Source organism: Acetobacter orleanensis (assembly GCF_001581005.1).
Taxonomy (GTDB): Bacteria; Pseudomonadota; Alphaproteobacteria; order Acetobacterales; family Acetobacteraceae; genus Acetobacter; species Acetobacter orleanensis.
In genome coordinates, this window is sequence record NZ_LHZV01000059.1 from 33460 (window position 1) to 53561 (window position 20102).

Consider the following 20102-nt stretch of genomic DNA (forward strand, 5'->3'; position numbering starts at 1 on the left):
GGCCATGTGTTCATGGTCGCTTTGCCGGTCGGCAAGGACGGAGGTGTATCATACCATTTTCCAGAAGTCCGCAGCAGGATACGCGGAGCGATCACATACACGCACGAGCAAGACCCTTACTATGGACAGAACCCCGTTTTCGGCTGTGGCACACTGATTTTACAGGATAATAAAATTCTACTTCTGCGTCTCCTGCGTGCGCCAAAAAACCGGATGTAGGAGCCTGCCCTGCTGCGGAGGCGTTGCGTTTGAGACCATCCCTGCCGCTCTCGCACGGGAAGTTCTCGAAGAAACAGGATAGCGATCCAGCCCCCCAACTCTGCCCGGTGGGCCAGATGGGCGCCGCAGCGAACACATACAGGGTCGCCCCTGTTTGCACAGTATCGGTTTTACCGGACAGGCGCCAGACATGAGCCTCGCAAACATAGGCGTCTGGACTGGTTTGCGCTCACCTCCCTAGCCATATCGCTCACCCACGCCACAACTGTGGCGCTGGCAGCGTTAGGGGGTCAGCCCAGTGTCTGAAGCTTCCGCCACAGTAAGATGCAGACGGAAAAATGCGGGCTGTCCCTTCCGCGTGGCCGGATGCTGCTGGTAGACAGCCAGCGTGTATTTGCCGGGAAATGCGGCTTGCCCGGTCCACCTGTCGGGCTGCGGGCTTTCCGCACTCTTATAAATCACAGTCCCAGACGGGTCTTTTACAACAAAAAATACACCCTTCTTGCGGGAATGACACAATACATCCAGCCTCTGCCCTTCCCTGAGGGCGAGATGAAATGGCATGATCTCCGCCCCTTCTACCGTGCCGGAGACCACTGTGCTGGTGTTATAGGCTGTAAGATGTACCGTTCTGGCCTGCGCCGGAGCGTGTGGCTGAAGTGCTGCGCCTCCTAAAAGAAGGCTCCCTGCAAGCAGGACAATTTTTGCTTTTTTTGTCATGAATCCTGTCTGCCTTTTTTGGGATTATCCCACACGCAGCATACTAGAGCCGCACCAGACGGATCAAGCAGAACACACGGCAGCACGAAATCGTCATAAACAGCTTGTTTTTTGAATCTTCACTACAGTTTTTTAAGAAAATTACTTTCTGACAAACTGTGCCACAGGATGCGCAATAGCAGGGACACCTCATACTACGCATACCCCTCTGCACAGCCTACGGGATCCGTCATAATTTCTTTGCGCAATGCACTGCGCTTGCCTACCTGCACCAGAATGTCATGTATAATTTATGGATTGGTTTATAGTGCCCCGACCTGACACTCTTACAGCCGGAAGATACTCCATGTTTCACGCAAAGCATAAATCTGCCGGGCACACCCACGCTCGCCTGTCCAACGCATGATGACGACCCACCATAATTTTTGGGACACCGCACTTGCCTTGTCGGTTGCCTTTGCGCTTGGGACCATTATTGGTCTGGAGCGCCAGTATCGGCAACGTACAGCAGGCTTACGGACAAACGTCCTTGTCGCCGTTGGGGCCGCCGCATTTGTGGATCTCGGGATACGCATGGGGGGTGCGGATGGATCTATCCGGGTAATTGCCTATGTCGTGTCCGGCATAGGTTTTCTAGGAGCTGGCGTCATCATGAAAGATGGAGGGCAGGTTCGGGGGCTGAACACAGCGGCAACACTCTGGTCAACCGCAGCAGTCGGTGCCTTCTCCGGCACAGGTCTGCCGGGAGAGGCCGCACTGGTTGCTCTGTTTATTCTTGCAGGCAACACGCTGTTGCGTCCGCTCGTTGCATTTGTTGATCGCCGTCCGTTGCGTCCAGATACGACGGAAGCGCTCTATCGGATGCATGTGGTCTGCCACCCGGAACATGTCTCCACAGCGCGTGATCTCTTGGCCGATGAACTGGAGCACCATAACTATCCCATACAGGATATTGAAACCTTGTCTGAAGGGGATGATTACGTCGAACTGGCGGCTCTGCTCGTCCCCACCTCTGCCGATCCGAAAGAATTGGATACCATGAGCGAGCATATTGCTCAAAACCGCGACATTATCAGCGCCACATGGAGTGTCAGCACCACCAACTGAAGCAACCTCACATTCCGAACCATCTTGTGGCGGTGCGTAGAGCAGCCAATGCCTGCCTACCGCCCCAGAATACGCCACGAAACAGATGCTGCTCCCTTAGGGAATGGCATTAAGCGCCATCATCTTCCAGCCAGCGGACGTGTAAACAGCAGGAGTGTCATCATCGGCATCATAGACTGTTGTGCCAATGGGTAGGCCGCTCATGGCTTTAATCGCCACGCGGGAAAATGTGGGCAGGCGAACACCACCAGCCGGTGTCAGCGCGCCGCTCAGATTTTCATTCCCTGCCGTATCTAGGAGACGTAAAGCGGTGCTGCCGTTGGCGTCCCGCAGGCCGTTGGCGGTATAACCTGTTGTGATCACACCTGTGGGCTCCCACGCTATAGCTTGCCCGCTCCCCAACCTGAACGCCTGTGGTGTGCTCAGCCCAGACAGATTGACACCTATGGCCGCCGTTCCGGTAAGTGTCACTGCGCTGGCGGAGGTGTTGTTTACGTTCGTGGTCATACCGCTATTCAGACTGCTGCCTGTCAGGGTTTCGTTTCCGCCCTGGTCCAGCGTACGCAAGACCGTTCCACCCCAAGCATCCTGCAATTTACTATTTGCAAAACTGGTCTTTACAGTTCCTGTCTGCTCCCACGACACATTTTGCCCACCCGCCAGACGCAGCGCGTCTGGTGCGGTAAGGCCCGTGGTATCCAACCCGATGGCAGCAGTACCCTGCGCCACAAAAGCGCCTGCCGTGGGCTGGGTGAGGCTGACAATCGTTTGGCTATTATGAATAGCGCCCGGAATAGTCTCATTCCCCTGTGTGTCCAGCGTACGCGCTACGCCTGCGGCAACCTGATCTATCAGTTGTCCATTGGTAAAGCGCGTTTGCACAACAGCAGTTGGCTCCCATGACAGAGCCTGCCCCGCACCCAGCCGCATAGCCTCCGGCGTGTTCAGGTTTGCCAGATTCAGGCCTATGAGCGCCTGCCCGCCAAGGGTCCAAGCAATCCCACTGCCGGGGTTGGCGATTGCGGTTGTGATATCTCCATTCATCCCCACCGAAAAAAGTGGTGTGGTGTCATACCAGTAGCGGAGGGTATAAGCTGCGGAATCAAACTGAAAATGCGGCTTGTGATCATCGCTAAACGCAAGATTTCGATTTGCGCCGATATTCAGCACCGGGGCATTATTAACGGGTGTGCTACGTGAGAGATCAATACCCGCTGTGTCAAACCGACCGGCTGCGTCAAGCATGATGCCATAAGTGCTGGTGCTGTCATTATTGCCTAGCGCAATACCCTTACCGATACGACCCGGCGTTCCGCTGCTGCTCGCCCCGGCAATCTGGAGTTGGAGGCCAATGCGCCAGTTATTGGGATCATCCGCATTGGCATAGACATCAATCTCCCGCCCGACCAGACTACCAGCAATGTTGGAAGGCTGGCCGGTGTCATCACGGGTTTCATCATAACCAGCCCAGATCTGGGACCGAGAGCCCTTGCCGTCCGCCAGCGCATTGGCGGGCCGTTGGGCCATACTGGCCTGCGCCACATGCTGGCCGCTACCAAAGGCCGCGCTGTTCAGCACGGTGGAATGACACCAGACATAATCATTCAGCGCCGCCCCGACGGAGGGAATGGTGCAGTTCCCTTTTTCCAGATTCATCACAAAGCCTGTGGTGCCACCGGAATGGGTAATGTCCAGATCCTTGCGCAGCACGGGCGGCATGTCCGCCGCGGTCTGGCCTCGGGCAAAATATTTTCCGCCTTCCAGCGTACTTTCCAGCACGTCCGTGCCCAAACTGGTCAGCGGACCGCCATCAGCCTGCATGGTACCGTTAGCCTGCCACAAATTGGGCGCGTTACCCGTGGGCGGAGCCGTAAGAGCAAGTTTGCCTGCGGGAAGCCGAATGACTGCCCCGGACGAAGCCGCATTTTTAGCCGCCTGAAGGGCAGCGGTATCATCCGTTTTGCCGTCCAGCGCTAAACCGAAATCCTTCGCGTTCAACAGATCCGCAAACCGGGCGGCCAATGGTCTGCCCACCGCCCCTTGCGCACCAATTTTTGCTGTCGCGGTAGACAGATCGCCAGAAACCGGCGCGGTTACTGCACCGTTTGCGTCCAGAGCTGCCACACCATTGGGAGCCCCTTTGTCTGACTGCTGCACGCTGCCATCCGCCATGGCACCAATTTGCCCGATAGTGGCGTTCTGCCACAGAGCGGGCACGCCTGTTGCGGCATCCAACCCACCCGGTGGGTGCGTAGGCAGATAAGGCGGACTGCTGCTGGCCAGAGAGGAAACCGCCAGTAAGCTGCGCAGACGCACAGGTGGCGTGGCGATACCCTTTGGTGTGTTAAGGGCTTCCGTAGAAAACGAAGAAACCGTTGGATCAGTTTTGGAAAAATGCTGAGGCTGCCAGACGGACTGGTATTCCGGTAGCATATGGTTGGGCCGCGCTGATGCCGCAACCCCGACACCAACCAGAAGAGCGATACCCGAACACAGGCTGAGCAAAAAACGTATCTTTAGAAGAGTGCTCATGAAGACGTGCCTTGTGAAATACAGAGATAACCGCCATTGTTCCACCATACGCCCCGCATCTCGGGATCTGTGGTGGGAAGGTCCATGGCCATCAGTACATGGCCGTTTTGAACACCCAGACAGTCCAGCCCGCCGAGCACCAGATGACCATCTGCCGAGAGCGTGGCGAGGCCGTTTGGAATCCCCTTCTGCTCGGCAATGACGGCTGTGGCGGCGCCGGCAGCCTGAGAGAATGCTGTCTGCGCCTGTGTTGCGGCATCCTGCGCCTGCGTGACGAGTGTAGAGACAGTGCTGTTTACCTGCCCGCTTTGGGCATCCACATACGCCTTGTTTACCAGATGAGCGGCATCGGTTGGTACAAGGGCGCAACTCAGCAACCCTGATAGACTATCGCCTGTTTTAGAAACTGCGCCAGCCCAAATGGCAGACTGTGGCACAAACTGCCCTTGCCCGTTGAAAATACCAAAAACAAGATCAGCGGGTGCAGGCTGCGGCTGTACCGGCAACGCCGAAAGCGGCATACCACTGGGTGTGGATGCCGTGGAACTTGATGACCCTGACATGGGTTCTCCCGTTACGCGATAAGATAGGGGGTTCCGGACGGGCCGGTGAGAATTGCGCCACCCGGCAGTGCGATGGCGTTGGGCGGCACAGGTGTACCATCTGCCAGACACGGCACTGGTTGAGGCTCGGCGGCCGGTGCTTCCGCCAAAATGGCCACAGCGATGGGCTGCACAAGACTACGCCCCTGCTGGGTGGTAACAGCCACCCGCACCTGCTGGACCGTGCCGGGCACACCGCCGCCGAGAAAAACACATGCCATGCCGTGCAGAAGTGTTGTCCACACCACGGTAAGATCGGTTGAAGTGCCGGTAGCCGTTAAAACATCCGCTTGAACAGACGCCAGATAATCTCCTGTTCCACAAAGCCAGCTTTGTGGATCAAGCGTGAAATCCAGATTATCGCCACTGGCCTTGGGAGCCCATGCCAGACAGACCTCTTCCGCCACCAGTCCACGCAGACGCAAGCCCGGTGGGCGCGTGAGCGGAATAGTGCGTGCGGCAGCGGGCTGCCAATTGGGAGACGGCAGAGGCGCTGTCATGCTGGAGCCTCCGGCAATGTTGTGCTGCTGGTATCCTGTCCATCTGCAAGAGCTCGCAGGGCTTTGAGGTATGTCACCCATGCTTCGGGCGTAGGATCATTCAACACGCCATACTCCGCCCAGACTGTCTGACGCGCAGCGATGAGCGCCGTCTTGGCCTGTGCCGACAGGGACAGGGGCCGGAGGGGAGGCAGATAATCCACAATATTTCCATCCTGCACACCCCGGCCTGTAGGCAGGCGGAAACGGGTTGTATCGGCCCAATCTTCCGCACTGACAGCAATCAGGCTGGCTACGGGCGGCACGGTGGCGAGGCTGCCCATGCTCCATGTGTCATACCAGCCTGTTACGGCCGTGGGTTGGGGGTCTGTTGGGTTAAAAGCCGCATAATAACGGGCAGGATAAGCTGTTTTTGTGTCTATCATTACTTTGGCCCGATTGCGATGATTGACACGGTTTTGTTGTGATCACCGCTTGTAGAAGGAATATTGATGGCAAACTGCGTGCTGGACCAGTTATAAGTCCACACATCCATATCCCCGTCCTGACTGGTGTTGGCGAGAACCGCCACAGGAATACCGGAAAAAGCAACCGGAAAAGTCACATAATTTGTTCCACCAGCGGAGTTTTGGACATTTGGCACAGTAAAGGCCTGAATACGGTGCCCATATGCAAGATTGATAACGCGGCTGTCTTCTGTTCCGAAATCATTATTATACGTGCTGGAAGCAACATAATTTTTCAGATCAGACGCGTGGGCAACTCCTTGCAGGTCGGAGGTATACGCAACGTCTCCGAACTGGCTGTCATGAATACGTGTATTCTGGCCCCATCCAACAAAACGCCATGATCCATCAGAAAATTGTAGAGACATTAGGGCGCTGAACGTTGTGCCCACTTTTTCCTGAAGGCCGACATAAAACTTTCCACCCCGCCCCTCCGCTATGGAACCAAAGGTTGGATAGTTGATGAAGTCACCGGTCTGCGGGTTAGTAGGACTAGCCTGCGCGATAATTCCGCCAAAGCCTTCCTGCACCAGTTGCCCCGACACATTCAGCCACGACACTGTGCCACCTGAAAGAGGCAAATAGCCTGAAAACAGATTTTGCCAGCGTGCCCCGGCCGCACCGGGAGGAGAGACGTTATCGTCCGCCGTGGAAACCCAGAATGTACCGGGTGTAGAACCTGCCACAACGGCACCGGCAGGGTAGCCACCAATGGCCTGCGCAAACCCAGCATCAAACATCCCCCAGCATCCAGCCTGATAGGCCTGAAGAATTTTTGAAATGAGATTAAGCAAACCATTCATGTCCTGCCCGCGCGGCGGCACCCCCCCTGCGGAACGCGCTATGAAGGTTTCCGGTGGAAAACCTAGCGCGAGCGAGACTGTGCCATCTCCCGTACTGGCCTGTGTGGCAGGGATTGCTGAAACATCACTGGCGGCGGCATTCTGTGCGATGGGCACCGCAAAACGCTGTGGAAAATCAGACTGCTTCATGCTTGCCCCCTAATGGCATAAGAGACGGCGACACCGGCAGGACGTGGCAGGACGCCGCTGCTTTGAATGATGGAAGCCTGCACATCTGTCGGGATAAAATTGAAAACATAGGTCATGCTCATATCTCCGTGGTCCTCCACCCATGCATCGCCCTGCCCCACAAACAACGCCAACAAAATGGCATTCAGGCTGAGAACGGACCCATCCGTGATATTAGCCATAGCCTTGGCATAAATGAGTTGCCGGAACCCTTCATCCGACAGGCTCACATTACTACTGGTGGCAGTCCCTTTGTACCATGCCGCTGTGTTAAATCCTTGCTCGGTAAGGTCTGCTGCTTCTGCAAAACCGATAAAATTTTCAGAAGAAATTGTGAGCACGCGTTGCACGCCCACAATCCGCCCCCATACGTCCAACCCGTAGCCTTGCGCGGTGACGATATTCCATATCCTGTCATACCACTGGTCAATAAGCGCTGCTGGATCAAGCGCCTGATTCCACGCGGCGATGATGTTGTTGAGGCTAGGAGCACAGGCATATTGCGAGAGGATGGTTTTCTGTACATCCTGCATTACACCTGCTCCACAGCAATGGTGCTACTGTCCAGTGTCGGGATCTGGTCTGCCTGTATCTGCACAGTAAAGCCGGTGGGGTTTACGCCGGTGCCCACTGTAATTTCCGTAATCTGCACCCAAGGCCCAAGTGCTGCCACGGCGGCATAAAACCGACTGGCGTAGATTGTGCCGCCAATACGGACGCGTGTACCGCCATCATCTCCCAGAAAAGCAGACTGGATAGCCGCCTGAATATCTGTTGTCACGGTGGACGGCACCGCAGCGGAAGACGCAATACACACGGTAACATAAACCGGCGTGGCAACAGGCCTTTGAAAACTGACCGTATAGCTTGGCGGTGTGCCATATGTACCGGCAGGGTCCGTCACCGTAACGGTCGTGCTGCCGTTATATGCGCAGCCGGGTGGCTTTTTACGCAGGATGGCCAGTGCAATATCCGCATCCGCTCCGCCATTGGCACAGACATACAGGCTATGCGGAGCGAGTGTTACGCCACCGACTGTCACGCTCGCAGTAGTGCTATTGTCCATAACATATGCGTCCGTCACGCCAGAGACAGCCTGCACAGAAGCGGAAATAGCATCCAGAGGGCCAATAGCGTTCAGGGCAACGGATGTTTTACGCCGTGCCTCAAACGCTGTTCGACTCTCCACCGCACGACCTGTGACCCCCGCTATGGGGTTGTTAACCGCACTCCATCCTGCAACGGATTGACTAATGGTGACACTACCTGAAGGACAGACAACCTCCCCGACGCTGGTACAGGTAAAACTGCCTTGCACGGTGCCGGTAGCATCCAGTGTAAGGACGGTATCCGCCGTATAGCTGTTGCCGGACTGATCTGTAATGAGGGCACCTTGCGGAATGACCGTTCCCGCCGCCCCGGTGCAGACGCAAGTCACAGTGGTGCGTGTTGCTGGCAGGCGGGACATAAAATAAAGCCGCCCAATAGCATCCTGCATCCGGCCTTGCGCGCGCGCAGGATCTACACCGTTGGCAAGGGCCAGAAATTGATCATACGTATCCCCCAGAATAGCCGTGAGCGACATGGCAAGCTGGCCCTGCGGGGTGGAAAGGTCGGTATTTAGGGTATTGCCAAAAGCGGCGTTGATGTCGGCAAGAACGCCGGTGAGCATGTCTGCTTCCTCCGGCATGATAAAGCCTGTGGCATTCAGTATCGGAGCCGGGACGGAGGTGGTGCCCATAGAGGATACGCCTGTGATGGAATTAGAGGCTGACAACTGTGCGGCTCCCATCGGTAAGAGTAAGCTGGATCACGCCGGACAAGCGGCGGGCGGGACTGAGGCCAGTAAGAACACATACGGCTTGTGCGACGCCCTCTACGCTCAAGGCTATTTGCTCCACATCCGCCCTAAACAAGGCGGCGGACTGGGTGCGCCCCAGAATATTGGTGAGGTAAGGCAGCCCGAGCGCCGTGTTGTACCAACATTCCCCCAGAAACACGCGCACCGCACAAGCAACGTTCTGTGCGACGGCATAAGGGGCTGAGGCGACAGCAATGTTGCCTCCGGCATCGACCACCAAATCCCACGTTGATCTGTCGAGAAGCAGGGTTTGCATCTGGAGGACTCTTTTGCGTGTGAAGGGAGGAATATGAGCACCGTCATCAAAGAGCGGCGCGTACGTTGGCACTACGGAGGATGAGGCCCAGCATGTACGAACGCTAGGAATGACCACGCGCATACGCAACCAGCATATTAACGACAAAAGTGAATAGGCGTTATCCGGAAGCAGCCCGGAAGATCAGGCAACTTTGCCTTTCTGGTGGCGTTGAGCACACAGATACGCGACGGCGTGGGTTTTGAAGGCTACTGTCCAGCCCTACATTCTGCACGTCCTGTGAGGTGTGGTCGTGTTAAGGCTGGAGGTCACCACAGAAGCATCTGCTGCGGACCATATCTTGACAGTGCCGTCGTTTTTGATTTCAGAAGGCAGAGGGACAGCACCATGAACGCCAAATCAGCCCATACTGACCACACCACTGTAAAGCTGGGGAACGAAACCGTGCAGCGCGGGGCGGGAGGGGAAACCCATCAAACAGCCGGGGGTGACGTGCCTACCCTGACAACCCAGCAGGGCGTACCTGTTTCTGACAACCAGAACACCTTGAAGGCCGGTGTACGCGGCCCGAGCTTGATGGAAGATTTCCATTTTCGGGAAAAGATTTTTCATTTTGACCATGAACGTATCCCCGAACGGGTGGTGCATGCCCGTGGCTATGGTGCTCATGGCTTTTTTGAACTGACCCACTCACTGTCCAATATTACCAGCGCAGATGTGTTGCAGCGTGAAGGTGAGCGCGTTCCGGCTTTCGTGCGTTTTTCTACCGTGACGGGCAGCAAAGGTTCCACCGATCTTGCACGTGACGCGCGGGGATTTGCCGTCAAACTCTATACCAAGGAAGGCAACTGGGACATTGTTGGGAACAATATTCCGGTATTTTTCATTCAAGACGCCGTGAAATTTCCCGATATGGTGCATGCGGTAAAAGAAGAACCAGATCGGGCTTTTCCGCAGGCACAGTCCGCGCATGATAATTTCTGGGATTTTATCTCTCTCACCCCGGAAAGCATGAATATGATCATGTGGGTGATGTCTGACCGAGGCATTCCTCGCTCTTTCCGCTTTATGGAAGGGTTTGGGGTACATACTTTCCGTTTTGTGAACAAAGCGGGGCAGTCCACCTACGCCAAGTTCCACTGGAAGCCCAAGATGGGTTTGCAATCTGTTGTTTGGAATGAGGCGGTCAAGATCAGCGGGGCAGATCCAGATTTTCATCGTCGGGATTTGTGGAATGCTATTCAGTCCGGGGAATTCCCGGAATGGGAACTGGGTGTTCAGCTTTTTGACGATGAGTTTGCGGATAAATTTGACTTTGATATTCTGGATGCGACCAAGCTAATTCCAGAAGAAATTTTGCCGGTGCAACCCGTGGGCCGTCTAGTTCTGGACCGCATGGTAGATAACTTCTTTGCCGAAACCGAGCAGGTGGCTTTCTGCACGCAGAATATTGTACCGGGCGTGGATTTTACCAATGACCCGCTTTTGCAGGGCCGGAACTTCTCTTATCTGGATACGCAGCTTAAGCGACTAGGTGGGCCCAACTTTACACATATCCCAATTAACGCACCGAAATGCCCGTTCCATACGCTACAACAGGATGGACATATGGCGATGCACAACCCGAAAGGGCGTGCGAATTATGAGCCGAACTCATGGGGTGGAGAAGCCGGTGGCCCGCGTGAAAATCCGCAGAAAGGATACAAGACATTCCCGTCTGAGGTCAGCGGTGTAAAGGAGCGGGTGCGTTCCGAGAAGTTTGCCGACCATTACAGCCAAGCTCGTCAGTTTTACAAAAGCCAGACCGACGTAGAGCAGACGCATGTTCAAATGGCCATCACCTTTGAACTCAGCAAGGTGGAAACACCAGCGATCCGAGGCCGCGTGGTCTCACACCTGCTAAATATTGATAAGGATCTCGCCAAGGCCGTAGCGGATGGTTTGGGTCTGGAGAAGATGCCCGAAGCTGCTCCACCCGCCCGCGCTGTTCTGGACCTGCCGCCGTCCCCTGCGCTGAGCATTCTGAAGAATGGTCCAAAAAGCTTTGCGGGCCGCAAGATTGGGGTTCTGGCGACCAATGGTGCGGACGGCGCTTTACTTGAAGCCCTGCAGACAACCGCAAAGGCTGAAGGAGCGGAAGTGGAAATTATCGCGCCACAGATCGGCGGGATCAAGACCGCTGACGGCAAGCATATCGCTGCCGCACAACGCGTACCGGGTGGACCGTCCGTTTTGTTTGACGCAGTAGTTCTGCTCCCCTCAGCAGAGGGTGCAAAGCAGCTTGCACAGGATGCCGACGCACGGGATTTTGTGACAGATGCCTACGCTCATGCAAAATTTATTGGCTATGTTCCCGCAGCACTTCCTCTGCTGAAACGCACCGGAGTGGTGGACGATGCCGTGGATGACGGTGTCATTCCACTGAAAGCCGCGAAGGATGCAGAAGAGTTTATAAAATCCTGCCGTGCCCTGCGTTTCTGGCAGCGTGAGGCTGGGGTGCACGCTGTTTGAGAGAGACGTATGAGACCGTTACCGTTTATATGCGTGCCAATCTAATCACGAAGCTGCCGGGCGCCATAACAGCATCCGGCAGTGGGACGTTGGCAGACGTGACTTATGGATTGCGCTGGTCAATGTGCATTAACAGCCAACGCGCGTTAAACATAAGAAGAAACGCAACGATGGTTTAAATCTGTGGTCGCGTTTTTCTTTTATAAATCTGCATATGCCGATACCGTGCCGTCTAACCCTCCGGCGCACCCGTCATGCCAGAACCAGACTGTACGCCGGGGTGGATATGCTGGGTAAGAGAGATGCCTTGCGCCGTGGCGTCTTCTGAAACCGTGAGAGTACCGTCTATGGAGACGGGACCGGCAATATGGGTGCTCTGGGCTTCTATGCTGATTGTGCCGGCAGTTTTTATCGTAACGCCGTTTTCATTAAACCAAAGATAATCCTGTGGTGTTCCGTTGAGAAAACCGCCGATATAGAGGGCGTCTGCCATGTTCTGCTGCCTGAACGAGCCGGGGGCTGCGCTGGCGCGGGCGGTTTTGACGTTAAAAATATCGCGATCTGCGACAAGGGCGAGGCCAATATCGCCTTCTGCCGGGTCAAGAATAACAGCGCGTGTGCCACCCTGAAGGCGGAAATACGGGACATTATAAAGCACGCCATGTGGCATAACGCGGCCCGAGGCATCCTGCTGATGCACCAACGGTTGCACGTCCACCATGCCTACCGGGTTGAGCCCTACCCCGGAAACAGCCCGCACCTGCACAGGCACAATGGTGCGGCGGCCTGACAACAGGCGGTTGATAACGGCATTCAGAGCGCTGAAATCTGACGCAGCCGCATCTGCTCGGTTGAAAATAGGATAGCCGCTGGCCGGTGCCTGAGGGGTATTTTCGCTTATGGGCTGTGAAGCGGACCAGTCAGAAAAAAGGGGAGATTGGGTCATAGTGCTGGCTCCCGACTGGCTTGTGCGACAACATTCGTAAACCACGCGCCGTGGGGCGTTTGTGTTTGGAGGGTGTGATGCACCTGTGTAACGGTCCACAAACCAACGGGCACAGGTCCGTTTTGCTGACCCCAGCCGGCAGGCTGGTATCGACTATGTAGAGCAATGAGACTATTAAACGTGACAAGTGGGTTGAACAGCATTCGCAAGGCTAGTCCACCTGCGGACCACGCAGGATACCCGATCAGCCCGGTTTCTGCCGAGACAGACAGGGCTTGTGCGGGATTAACGAACATGGGGGGCGTAGGAGCAGAATGCAGAATGGTAGGGGAAAGCGGAGTACGGTTAGCAAACGCGCTGGTGGGCCAGACTGAAAGCTCACCACGCCCGAGGCCCGCGCATAAAGGCACGGTTTCCAGACACTGGCCGAGTTGCTGACCGGGACTGCCGTGAAAATAGGGGTCATGTACTATCGCTGTGACACCCTGACCGCGCAGGGTTAATCCTGCTTTATCTGCGATGGTTTTCAACACATGGCTGACGGGGATTGCACCACGGTAACCTGTTGGTGTGGCAGGCATGGCGTTGGGAAGCACTGTAGAAAAGGCCTGCGCAACAAAGGCGACATCGGGTGCTGTCGTGTAGTCCACATAAGCCAGTGTTACACCGCCCTGAAAAACGAGCGTGTTGCCCCCTGCCCCGTCACCTGTGGTGAGAATGAGTTCACTGGCACTCTGCCGGGCCGAATCTGGCGCTGCCATGCTAAGGCGGTTCATGACATCCGGTGTCATGCCCTCAATCCGCACTGTTGCGCTTTCTGCCGTGGGAAAACGCGCCTGCGTGATCTCCGCGTGAACACGCAAACCAGACAGAGTGAGTGTATCCTCCCCATTTGGACCAAAAGCCTGTGAAAGCAGGCGAAATGTGACATCCACAGCACGGTTCTGGAGCGATGTTTGCGACATGATGCGGGAAATCCGAAAAGAGTGAGAGCAGGTCAGGGCAAAGCAGACGCCCGATAAAGCAGAAGAAAGCGGGAGCCGAGACCAGAGGCGTCTGGGTCCTGCTGGCCCTGTGTATCGGTAAACAGGAAATCCCCTACCAGACCAAGCGCACTCTCCCGCACGAGCCATGTACGGTCCTGACACAGCACACCGGACAAAATGCGTGTACCTCCCGCATCAAAATCTGCATACAGGCCGGTGCTGCGTTGGCGCAGCGTGATTTGAATAAGGGCTCCTGAAAGCGAAACCTTTAAGGTCTGAGCAGGGACTGTGGACAGAGGCACTGCAAGCAGAGAAGAGGAAAAAACCGTGCTACTCTGTTGTGTAAAAAACACGCCGGACGAGGGCAGAGAGGGTTGTTGTAAGGCTGCGGACATAGGGAAGCCTCTCCGGTTTGCGGATTTTAACGATTGTCTTGACTATTTTACGAAAAACGCACGGGATGGTGTACACCGCTTCAATCAGCGTGGAAGCGAGTAAAAAAGCCTGCGGTATCCAATATTGTCTTGGGACACCGCAGGCGATTTACTCCTCCTAGACTGGAGGCAGGAAACTTTCAGAAGCTAAGTTTACTGAATCTGCATTGTATAACCGAGGAGTTTTGTTTTTAGATCTCCAGAGATCTTGAGCAAATCAGTATTTTTGCTGGCGACGCTTTCAGCATCAAGATGAGCGATTGTGGTCTTTGTGCTACTCGCCAGATAACGGACATAGTTTTTATCAAATGTCGCACCATGCAGATGCTGCATCTGGTCTATAACCTTCTGACTGTGCGTGAAGGGTTTTTCGGCCATCGTGGCTTTGCTGGTCGTGGCCAGTGCCACAAGACTCGTGCGATTGTCAGTCAGATTTTTGACAATGACGGTTCCGAGTTGTGCGATATCGCTACGGGCAGCATGCGTCTGGGCGAGCGTAGCTAGCGCGATCTGCGTCAGATCCGCATCGTTAATAGCAGCGGCGAGGTTAGTATCCGCAGCAACAAACGGCGTTGCCAGAGCGGGCAGAGGAGGAGCGGACGGCTGACCCGGATTCATGCAAGCAGTCAGCGCGAACAGCGAGACAAGAAGGGACGAGCAGGCACACACCTGATGACGGGACAAACGCAGCATGATCAGCAAATTCTCCTTTTGACCGCAGTGACCGTTTACGGGACGACGCGGACCTGAGATAACACTCTAATATACGTTGCTATGATAATAGCGTATGATACGGAAGAAAAGGCAAGATATAAGATAAGGCAACCTTCTCATTCGAGATGAAATGATATGGAACTTCCAACGTAAACATGATATTAATGGATCAGAATTATTTTTTATACGAATGGAAAATATTTTGCGTTCTTTCTGTCCTTCTGCATTGCAAGACAAGACAACAGCAGCGTAATAATTCCACATGGTTTGACTAAGAGCGTTTTGGATACGGTATAGGATAGTCGGAAAAATGAAAAGTCGTCTCTGGGGTTTGCTTGCTGTTACCTCACTTGCTGTCAGTTTAAGCGGATGCGGATATTTTGATTCCCGCGCAGCGCATAAGGCGCAGGTTACAATGATCGGGATGACATCCTACGATCTTCAGGCCTGTGCTGGTCTGCCTGCAACGACCAAACAGATTAATGATACGACGCAGATTTTTGTCTATACAGGCACGCAGCCAGCGCCGAGTTATGGTGGCTCAACCCTTATTCCGGTTGGCGACATTTCTACACTTGTCAACGTGCTGGGCGGCGGTGGCGGTACGGGCTGTACTGCTGTGATCCGTCTCGATAACGACCGCGTTTCAGACGTGCATTATACCGGCAATGATGATGAAATGATCGGCACCGATGGGGTGTGTTCCATTATCACCCGTGGCTGTGCGCGCCAACCGGAAGGCACCATGCAGCGCTCTGCAGGTGGTCTGCTTGGCCCAGTTTCAGCTTTCCATCCGCCGAGAACGCCGCAGCAGACCCCATCTGCGACTTATTCCACGCAGTCTGGCAACACGATGCTGAATACGGAAAAAAATTCCACGGCACCGGCTATCGTGCCACGCTCCCAGTAAGAAGCGGTTATAATAAACCAGCCCCAATGGGCTGGTGCAGAGCTTTGATGTTGGAAATCTGCTCTATAACTAACAAGGGAATGTTGCTTTGGCAGCGTTCCCTTTTTATTTTTATGATCAGCTTTTTGGGGCAACAACCGTGCTGCTGGGGCCTTGCGTGGCCTGCCTGAAGGCTTTGTCTGTAACCCAGCGAAGAGTTGTTCTGCCTTCATCCCGTGTCAGAACACCTGAATCGACATCCTGCCCCACTTTTAGCGAGGCCACATCTATTTGCAGAAGCAAGAAAGACTGTGGACCCAGAGCAGCCGGTCCATAATGAGAATGAACACGATAAATGCAGTTAAAGCGCTGATAGGCCGTGCCTTTCGCAAAGGGATAATGCACAAAGCAGTTGGAAACAGCGGCGTGCATATCGCCTTTCCCGCGATCATCCACACAGCCAGCCAGCAACATACAGGCAAACGCTACACCGAAGCATCGTGCCCAGAAAATGCTCGGTGGATGTTCCGCAGACAGATTTAGTTTTGCATGAACTGACTGGGATAGGTTTGAAAAAACTCTCATAAAACGGACGGTAATCACAAAAAGAAAACATTAAGCCTAATCATAAGGAAAATTATGAGGAAAGACCAGAGGGTTTCCCTCTTTCCTTCTCTACTCTACAGACGCGAATGCGGCAGATGTTCTGCTTCAGAGGGAGTTGCGCAACAGGTTGGCTATATCTGCCATAATATTCTGGCCGATACCGGAAGAGGAAGACAGAGAAGAACCTGAGGCTTGCAGAGGACGGGCAGACACCAAACCCGTGCAAACAATGCGGCTGCCTTGCGGTGCTTGTGTTTTGGTGAAGGTTTGCGTGCCTGTCAGCCGGACTTCCTGCAAAGTGATTTCCACTACGGGCATGGTAATACCGTGCCGGGCGTCTCGTACCCAGCGGTGCCCGGTAATGCTGACATTGCTATATTTTCGTTCAGGCGTGATCACAGCGTAAAGTGCCAGATCAGCTTCCAGTGCTGCGAGCATATTAAAAAATGTTTTGCGCACGTAAAGAGCTTCAACACCGATAAGGCGGGTGACATCAAGACCGGAGAAAAGCGTGGTATCCGTAGCGGACAGGCCGGTTTCCGAACCGTCACACACCATCAGAACGCGATGCTGCCGGGGAGTTTGCACTTTGCTGTAAGAGAGAAAAGCCCCATCTTCCAAAGGAGCGGTAGCAATGGGGCTGCTGCTTTCTGCAGAGACCGACATGACGCGGGCAGCAGAAAGGACGCAGGTGCCACCGCTAGTAAAAATACCCCACTGGCCTGCGGCCTGACTGATCATCAGATCATCCAACACTGTACCGACGCTGACGGACGCAGCGGCCCGGACGCCTGTGGAAACAGACTGGCCCAGTAGAGCGGGTACGCCTGCGGTGACGGGAATATCCCAAGCCGAAGGCAGCGTGACAGGCACCATAGGCATTGGAGATTTCCTTTTAAAACATGGCTATTTTCACGTGATATTTTTCAAACTGTGCCAATAGTGGCAAGACTGGTAAGCGTATGACTGTCACCGCCCCCCAGCCCTTGCAAAGCCTGTGCAATGGCCTGTGGGTTTCCTGATGGAATGGTGATGGTAATCGGGCCAATATGGGTCGTATTGATTGGCCGAACGGCCGGTGCCACAGGCGGAACGCTGTAAGGAGTTACCGCCTGCAACAATGGCGAACCGAGCAGATAAGGCTGCGCCGCCAACGTTCGCCCTGCGCGTGCATGGAAGCTGGCAAGGGTACGAGAAAGGGTTTGATTTTCTGCTTTGAGAACCGAGGGCTGCGTAACGTAGCGGGGAACCGCTTCGGAAAATGAAAAATAGGATGGCAGTTCGGATGGCGTTGTGGTGAGATTACGCTGGGAGCCGTGGCGCGGAAAAAACCGGGAATAACGAGACGAGAAAGAATGCGGATTGGCCGTGTGACCGGAGGCATTCTTAGCGCCTAGGTGCTGTCCGCGCTGGGGTTCCATGTCATTTTTAAAAACACTGACTTGAGACACACGCTGTGCGGCGTGTGTGATGATGCGGGCAACGATGGCGGAAAAATTACGTTCTGTCGGGAGAGAGAATGCTGCCCATCCAATAGGGATGTGAAGATCGGTCGCGTTGCTTCGAGAAGATGAAGAGGAGAAAATATTTCTGTCTTTTAAGGGTTTTTGAAAGAATTTGTTAGGATTACCGAACATGATCCGAGTTGTAAAAGGACGCTGGAGGCTGGACTCTGCGGGTTGGGTAGGGCGGCCTTGCAGATTGAGGGGAGTTCGTAAGACCGTAGTACTGTCTGGTCGGGCGGCGGATGCTGTGAGATGTGTACGGCGCGAAAGATAAGAACGAGTGCCCTGCCCTTCTGTCTGGACCCATGCCACTGGCGTGTGGCGTGAGATATCTTGACTGCCGGAAACCTGCCTTCTGACCGCTGTGCCTGATAAGGTGTTTACTGCGGCTGACACGGCTGGATGCTCTGAGCCTAATGGCCTCGCGAGGCGGTCTGCTGCGGTCGTGCGATGCTTGACAGGGGAACGCTCTGCATAAGGAAACTGAGCAAAAGCGCTGGCAACATGGGATGTTCTGAACCCAGAGGTGGAACTGGTCTGGTCATTTTGTGGGACTGGAACCGGCGGTGCCGAGGTTCGGCTTAAACTTTGGCCTGCGACCCGACGCTGCCTATCAACGGCGAACCGAGTTGTGGAGGATGTTGGAGCGGAGTCTTGCAGCACGGGACGTTGGCGGTTTCGCGCCCCTCCCATTGATGCCGCGGCAGGGGATGTGATATCCGTCAGCAGGCGGTTCAGGCCGCGACCACCGCTGAGAACGGCCAGCAGACGGACGGCTTCCCCCCGCATACTGGACAAAGCGGCGCTGGCCTGTGTTCCTGCCTGCCGGGTGCTAGCAGCGGTTTGCTCCGCATTTTGGCGGAGTTTATCCAAAAGCTGAGTGGTTTGCCGGGCATCGGTTTGCAGGGCGGCCGTGTCCAGCCCAAGCCGGACAACCAGTTCATCAATCAGCATTTCCGACATGCGCGGCGTTCCAGTTTCTGACAGACAGAATTTCCAGAAGATCATAAAGATCTTCACTGTCATAAAGGGTTTTTAACTCATGCAAGGTGGCAAGACCTGCTGTGATTACCGCTGCCAGAACGGGCGAAACATTTACGCAGCGGGCGGGCTCGGCGCCTCCTGCGCGGTATCTCCCAGCAAGGCCGCCACGACGGGAAAGAGTTGGTGTGCGGCGGCCAGCAAAAAACCCACATGCAGGCGGAAGGCTTCAGCCCGGACGAGACCGAGGGTTTCCGGTTCTTCAAAATCCGCGGTGATGACGGCGCGGGTTGTGTCCGGGTATGCGAGGTCTGGCCGCAGGGCGACGCACTGCATGAGACGCTCCAGTGCGCGGTCCAGATCGCTTTCTTCCATGAAACCGAAAATTTCGATGCCGAGACTGGCCAGACCAGCAACACCGGCTTCCGCCAGATCGGCCCCTACCCTCGCGCCGCCACGAATGGCGGCCTGAAGGATATGGCGAGCCCATTTGTCGGCCGAGAAGGCGTCCATACGTGTCAGAACAAACCGTTTACCGTGATCGGCTCCGTCTTTCGTATGCGTATAGTCGAGTGTTTTCATGCAGGTTTTCCTGATGCTGTGGAGCACGGACAAGGGAAAGAGAAACGGTGTGTTATCCCGTGAATGGTCGGAAGAGCTGACCACGGAACATCTGCCAGCCTGTTCAGCCAGCACCATGCGATGCAGGACTATGGGACCGAACGATTCTATGAACGGGATATTTGCCCTTAGATGGCCGCAGGGAGGACGCGCTCCCAGATGATTTCAAAATGACGGGCTTCCAGCACCCGGCCTGCGGTGGGCACGCCCACAATGGAACGCAGCAGGCCGCGCACCATGGTGTATTTGCGCCCGATGGCCGGGATCTGAATTTCCGCGCCCATGCGATACAGGCCTCGTCGGGCATCCTGTGCCATGACAATGGCCTCGAAAATCAGGGCACTTTCACTACTCGCAGCCAGAGCGATGGTCTGGGTGACAGGGTTGGGAATCCAGCCTGCGTTCAGATAGCCATCAATACTCATGGCGGTTTCGGCCAGTTCCCGCGCTTCGGTTTCAAACGCGCGGTCGGCGGCGTAATTTTCCAGTGTGATGGGGGCATTGTACAGCCCCGGAACAGTAATAGTGTAGACGGAGTTCGCGGCTGTAATGTCATAATCAGACATGAATGCGGG

21 protein-coding genes are annotated in these 20102 nt (G+C 55.1%); 3 read left to right on the plus strand and 18 right to left on the minus strand.

Annotated features, from left to right (window positions below; genetic code table 11):
* Positions 1 to 501: 501 nt before the first annotated feature.
* On the minus strand, positions 502 to 939 hold the full coding sequence (locus AD949_RS06395; RefSeq protein ID WP_048836393.1) for a hypothetical protein: 438 nt from the start codon (positions 937 to 939) through the stop codon (positions 502 to 504).
* Between the two features lie 402 nt (positions 940 to 1341).
* On the opposite strand from AD949_RS06395, the gene AD949_RS06400 reads away from it, so the two are divergent.
* Entirely contained in the window at positions 1342 to 2046 is a 705-nt protein-coding gene (locus AD949_RS06400; protein WP_048836394.1) for an MgtC/SapB family protein, read from the plus strand.
* A gap of 96 nt (positions 2047 to 2142) precedes the next feature.
* Here AD949_RS06400 and AD949_RS06405 read toward each other — a convergent pair whose 3' ends face one another.
* From AD949_RS06405 to AD949_RS06440, 8 genes are read right to left on the minus strand one after another with little or no spacing between them, the layout of a single operon-like run.
* Complete coding sequence (locus tag AD949_RS06405) at positions 2143 to 4578, minus strand: hypothetical protein (protein WP_048836395.1); 2436 nt, start codon at positions 4576 to 4578, stop codon at positions 2143 to 2145.
* Positions 4575 to 5141 carry a hypothetical protein gene (locus AD949_RS06410; RefSeq protein WP_141325340.1) on the minus strand — a complete coding sequence of 189 codons (567 nt, stop codon included), beginning with the start codon at positions 5139 to 5141 and terminating at the stop codon, positions 4575 to 4577. Before AD949_RS06410 ends, AD949_RS06405 begins: the two co-directional genes overlap by 4 nt.
* Positions 5142 to 5152: 11 nt before the next feature.
* Positions 5153 to 5680, minus strand: coding sequence for a phage fiber-tail adaptor protein (locus tag AD949_RS06415; RefSeq protein WP_048836397.1), 528 nt, complete (start codon positions 5678 to 5680; stop codon positions 5153 to 5155).
* Entirely contained in the window at positions 5677 to 6105 is a 429-nt protein-coding gene (locus tag AD949_RS06420) for a hypothetical protein (protein WP_048836398.1), read from the minus strand. Before AD949_RS06420 ends, AD949_RS06415 begins: the two co-directional genes overlap by 4 nt.
* Positions 6105 to 7178 carry a hypothetical protein gene (locus AD949_RS06425; protein WP_048836399.1) on the minus strand — a complete coding sequence of 358 codons (1074 nt, stop codon included), beginning with the start codon at positions 7176 to 7178 and terminating at the stop codon, positions 6105 to 6107. Before AD949_RS06425 ends, AD949_RS06420 begins: the two co-directional genes overlap by 1 nt.
* On the minus strand, positions 7175 to 7750 hold the full coding sequence (locus AD949_RS06430; protein ID WP_048836400.1) for a DUF2612 domain-containing protein: 576 nt from the start codon (positions 7748 to 7750) through the stop codon (positions 7175 to 7177). Before AD949_RS06430 ends, AD949_RS06425 begins: the two co-directional genes overlap by 4 nt.
* A complete protein-coding gene (locus AD949_RS06435; protein WP_048836401.1) occupies positions 7750 to 8958 on the minus strand; it encodes a baseplate J/gp47 family protein in 1209 nt (402 codons plus the stop codon). The genes AD949_RS06430 and AD949_RS06435 overlap by 1 nt, the downstream gene beginning before the upstream one ends.
* A gap of 22 nt (positions 8959 to 8980) precedes the next feature.
* Positions 8981 to 9334, minus strand: a complete 354-nt coding sequence (locus tag AD949_RS06440) for a hypothetical protein (protein WP_048836402.1) — start codon at positions 9332 to 9334, stop codon at positions 8981 to 8983.
* Between the two features lie 387 nt (positions 9335 to 9721).
* On the opposite strand from AD949_RS06440, the gene AD949_RS06445 reads away from it, so the two are divergent.
* Positions 9722 to 11845: a catalase gene (locus AD949_RS06445; protein ID WP_048836403.1), complete on the plus strand. Its 2124-nt coding sequence runs from the start codon at positions 9722 to 9724 to the stop codon at positions 11843 to 11845.
* A 232-nt stretch (positions 11846 to 12077) separates the two neighbouring features.
* Here the strand turns inward: AD949_RS06445 and AD949_RS06450 are convergent, their stop codons facing one another.
* The 4 genes from AD949_RS06450 to AD949_RS06465 form a co-directional block, all read right to left on the minus strand.
* Positions 12078 to 12791, minus strand: coding sequence for a Gp138 family membrane-puncturing spike protein (locus tag AD949_RS06450; protein WP_158319957.1), 714 nt, complete (start codon positions 12789 to 12791; stop codon positions 12078 to 12080).
* Positions 12788 to 13756 (minus strand): hypothetical protein, encoded by a 969-nt coding sequence (locus AD949_RS06455; protein ID WP_048836404.1) that lies wholly within the window; start codon positions 13754 to 13756, stop codon positions 12788 to 12790. The genes AD949_RS06450 and AD949_RS06455 overlap by 4 nt, the downstream gene beginning before the upstream one ends.
* A 32-nt stretch (positions 13757 to 13788) precedes the next feature.
* Positions 13789 to 14172 (minus strand): phage baseplate plug family protein, encoded by a 384-nt coding sequence (locus AD949_RS06460; RefSeq protein ID WP_048836405.1) that lies wholly within the window; start codon positions 14170 to 14172, stop codon positions 13789 to 13791.
* A 192-nt stretch (positions 14173 to 14364) separates the two neighbouring features.
* Entirely contained in the window at positions 14365 to 14904 is a 540-nt protein-coding gene (locus AD949_RS06465; protein WP_048836406.1) for a DUF4142 domain-containing protein, read from the minus strand.
* Between the two features lie 436 nt (positions 14905 to 15340).
* Between AD949_RS06465 and AD949_RS06470 the strand changes: the two genes are divergently transcribed.
* The gene (locus AD949_RS06470) at positions 15341 to 15835 is read left to right on the plus strand and encodes a hypothetical protein (protein WP_048836442.1); all 495 of its coding nucleotides are present in this window, start codon (positions 15341 to 15343) and stop codon (positions 15833 to 15835) included.
* 117 nt (positions 15836 to 15952) lie between these two features.
* Here the strand turns inward: AD949_RS06470 and AD949_RS06475 are convergent, their stop codons facing one another.
* The 5 genes from AD949_RS06475 to AD949_RS06495 all read right to left on the minus strand — a co-directional run bounded on the left by AD949_RS06475 (position 15953) and on the right by AD949_RS06495 (position 20093).
* A complete protein-coding gene (locus AD949_RS06475; protein ID WP_052944585.1) occupies positions 15953 to 16246 on the minus strand; it encodes a hypothetical protein in 294 nt (97 codons plus the stop codon).
* 279 nt (positions 16247 to 16525) lie between these two features.
* Complete coding sequence (locus AD949_RS06480) at positions 16526 to 17302, minus strand: phage baseplate protein (protein WP_048836408.1); 777 nt, start codon at positions 17300 to 17302, stop codon at positions 16526 to 16528.
* 44 nt (positions 17303 to 17346) lie between these two features.
* Positions 17347 to 18888 carry a hypothetical protein gene (locus AD949_RS06485; protein ID WP_143224149.1) on the minus strand — a complete coding sequence of 514 codons (1542 nt, stop codon included), beginning with the start codon at positions 18886 to 18888 and terminating at the stop codon, positions 17347 to 17349.
* A 132-nt stretch (positions 18889 to 19020) separates the two neighbouring features.
* Positions 19021 to 19488, minus strand: coding sequence for a hypothetical protein (locus AD949_RS06490; protein WP_048836410.1), 468 nt, complete (start codon positions 19486 to 19488; stop codon positions 19021 to 19023).
* A gap of 167 nt (positions 19489 to 19655) precedes the next feature.
* A complete protein-coding gene (locus tag AD949_RS06495) occupies positions 19656 to 20093 on the minus strand; it encodes a phage tail fiber protein (protein ID WP_048836411.1) in 438 nt (145 codons plus the stop codon).
* Positions 20094 to 20102: the final 9 nt, after the last annotated feature.

What these genes read in the sequence shown, in the direction of transcription:
- AD949_RS06400 (WP_048836394.1), top strand. Translation starts at nt 1,342, where the DNA reads ATGATGACGACCCACCATAATTTTTGGGACACCGCACTTGCCTTGTCG.
- AD949_RS06495 (WP_048836411.1), bottom strand. Translation starts at nt 20,093, where the DNA reads ATGTCTGATTATGACATTACAGCCGCGAACTCCGTCTACACTATTACT.
- AD949_RS06445 (WP_048836403.1), top strand. Translation starts at nt 9,722, where the DNA reads ATGAACGCCAAATCAGCCCATACTGACCACACCACTGTAAAGCTGGGG.
- AD949_RS06425 (WP_048836399.1), bottom strand. Translation starts at nt 7,178, where the DNA reads ATGAAGCAGTCTGATTTTCCACAGCGTTTTGCGGTGCCCATCGCACAG.
- AD949_RS06435 (WP_048836401.1), bottom strand. Translation starts at nt 8,958, where the DNA reads ATGGGCACCACCTCCGTCCCGGCTCCGATACTGAATGCCACAGGCTTT.
- AD949_RS06405 (WP_048836395.1), bottom strand. Translation starts at nt 4,578, where the DNA reads ATGAGCACTCTTCTAAAGATACGTTTTTTGCTCAGCCTGTGTTCGGGT.
- AD949_RS06465 (WP_048836406.1), bottom strand. Translation starts at nt 14,904, where the DNA reads ATGCTGCGTTTGTCCCGTCATCAGGTGTGTGCCTGCTCGTCCCTTCTT.
- AD949_RS06490 (WP_048836410.1), bottom strand. Translation starts at nt 19,488, where the DNA reads ATGAAAACACTCGACTATACGCATACGAAAGACGGAGCCGATCACGGT.
- AD949_RS06485 (WP_143224149.1), bottom strand. Translation starts at nt 18,888, where the DNA reads ATGTCGGAAATGCTGATTGATGAACTGGTTGTCCGGCTTGGGCTGGAC.
- AD949_RS06410 (WP_141325340.1), bottom strand. Translation starts at nt 5,141, where the DNA reads ATGTCAGGGTCATCAAGTTCCACGGCATCCACACCCAGTGGTATGCCG.
- AD949_RS06450 (WP_158319957.1), bottom strand. Translation starts at nt 12,791, where the DNA reads ATGACCCAATCTCCCCTTTTTTCTGACTGGTCCGCTTCACAGCCCATA.
- AD949_RS06440 (WP_048836402.1), bottom strand. Translation starts at nt 9,334, where the DNA reads ATGCAAACCCTGCTTCTCGACAGATCAACGTGGGATTTGGTGGTCGAT.
- AD949_RS06415 (WP_048836397.1), bottom strand. Translation starts at nt 5,680, where the DNA reads ATGACAGCGCCTCTGCCGTCTCCCAATTGGCAGCCCGCTGCCGCACGC.
- AD949_RS06430 (WP_048836400.1), bottom strand. Translation starts at nt 7,750, where the DNA reads ATGCAGGATGTACAGAAAACCATCCTCTCGCAATATGCCTGTGCTCCT.
- AD949_RS06420 (WP_048836398.1), bottom strand. Translation starts at nt 6,105, where the DNA reads ATGATAGACACAAAAACAGCTTATCCTGCCCGTTATTATGCGGCTTTT.
- AD949_RS06395 (WP_048836393.1), bottom strand. Translation starts at nt 939, where the DNA reads ATGACAAAAAAAGCAAAAATTGTCCTGCTTGCAGGGAGCCTTCTTTTA.
- AD949_RS06480 (WP_048836408.1), bottom strand. Translation starts at nt 17,302, where the DNA reads ATGCCTATGGTGCCTGTCACGCTGCCTTCGGCTTGGGATATTCCCGTC.
- AD949_RS06470 (WP_048836442.1), top strand. Translation starts at nt 15,341, where the DNA reads ATGATCGGGATGACATCCTACGATCTTCAGGCCTGTGCTGGTCTGCCT.
- AD949_RS06455 (WP_048836404.1), bottom strand. Translation starts at nt 13,756, where the DNA reads ATGTCGCAAACATCGCTCCAGAACCGTGCTGTGGATGTCACATTTCGC.
- AD949_RS06475 (WP_052944585.1), bottom strand. Translation starts at nt 16,246, where the DNA reads ATGCACGCCGCTGTTTCCAACTGCTTTGTGCATTATCCCTTTGCGAAA.
- AD949_RS06460 (WP_048836405.1), bottom strand. Translation starts at nt 14,172, where the DNA reads ATGTCCGCAGCCTTACAACAACCCTCTCTGCCCTCGTCCGGCGTGTTT.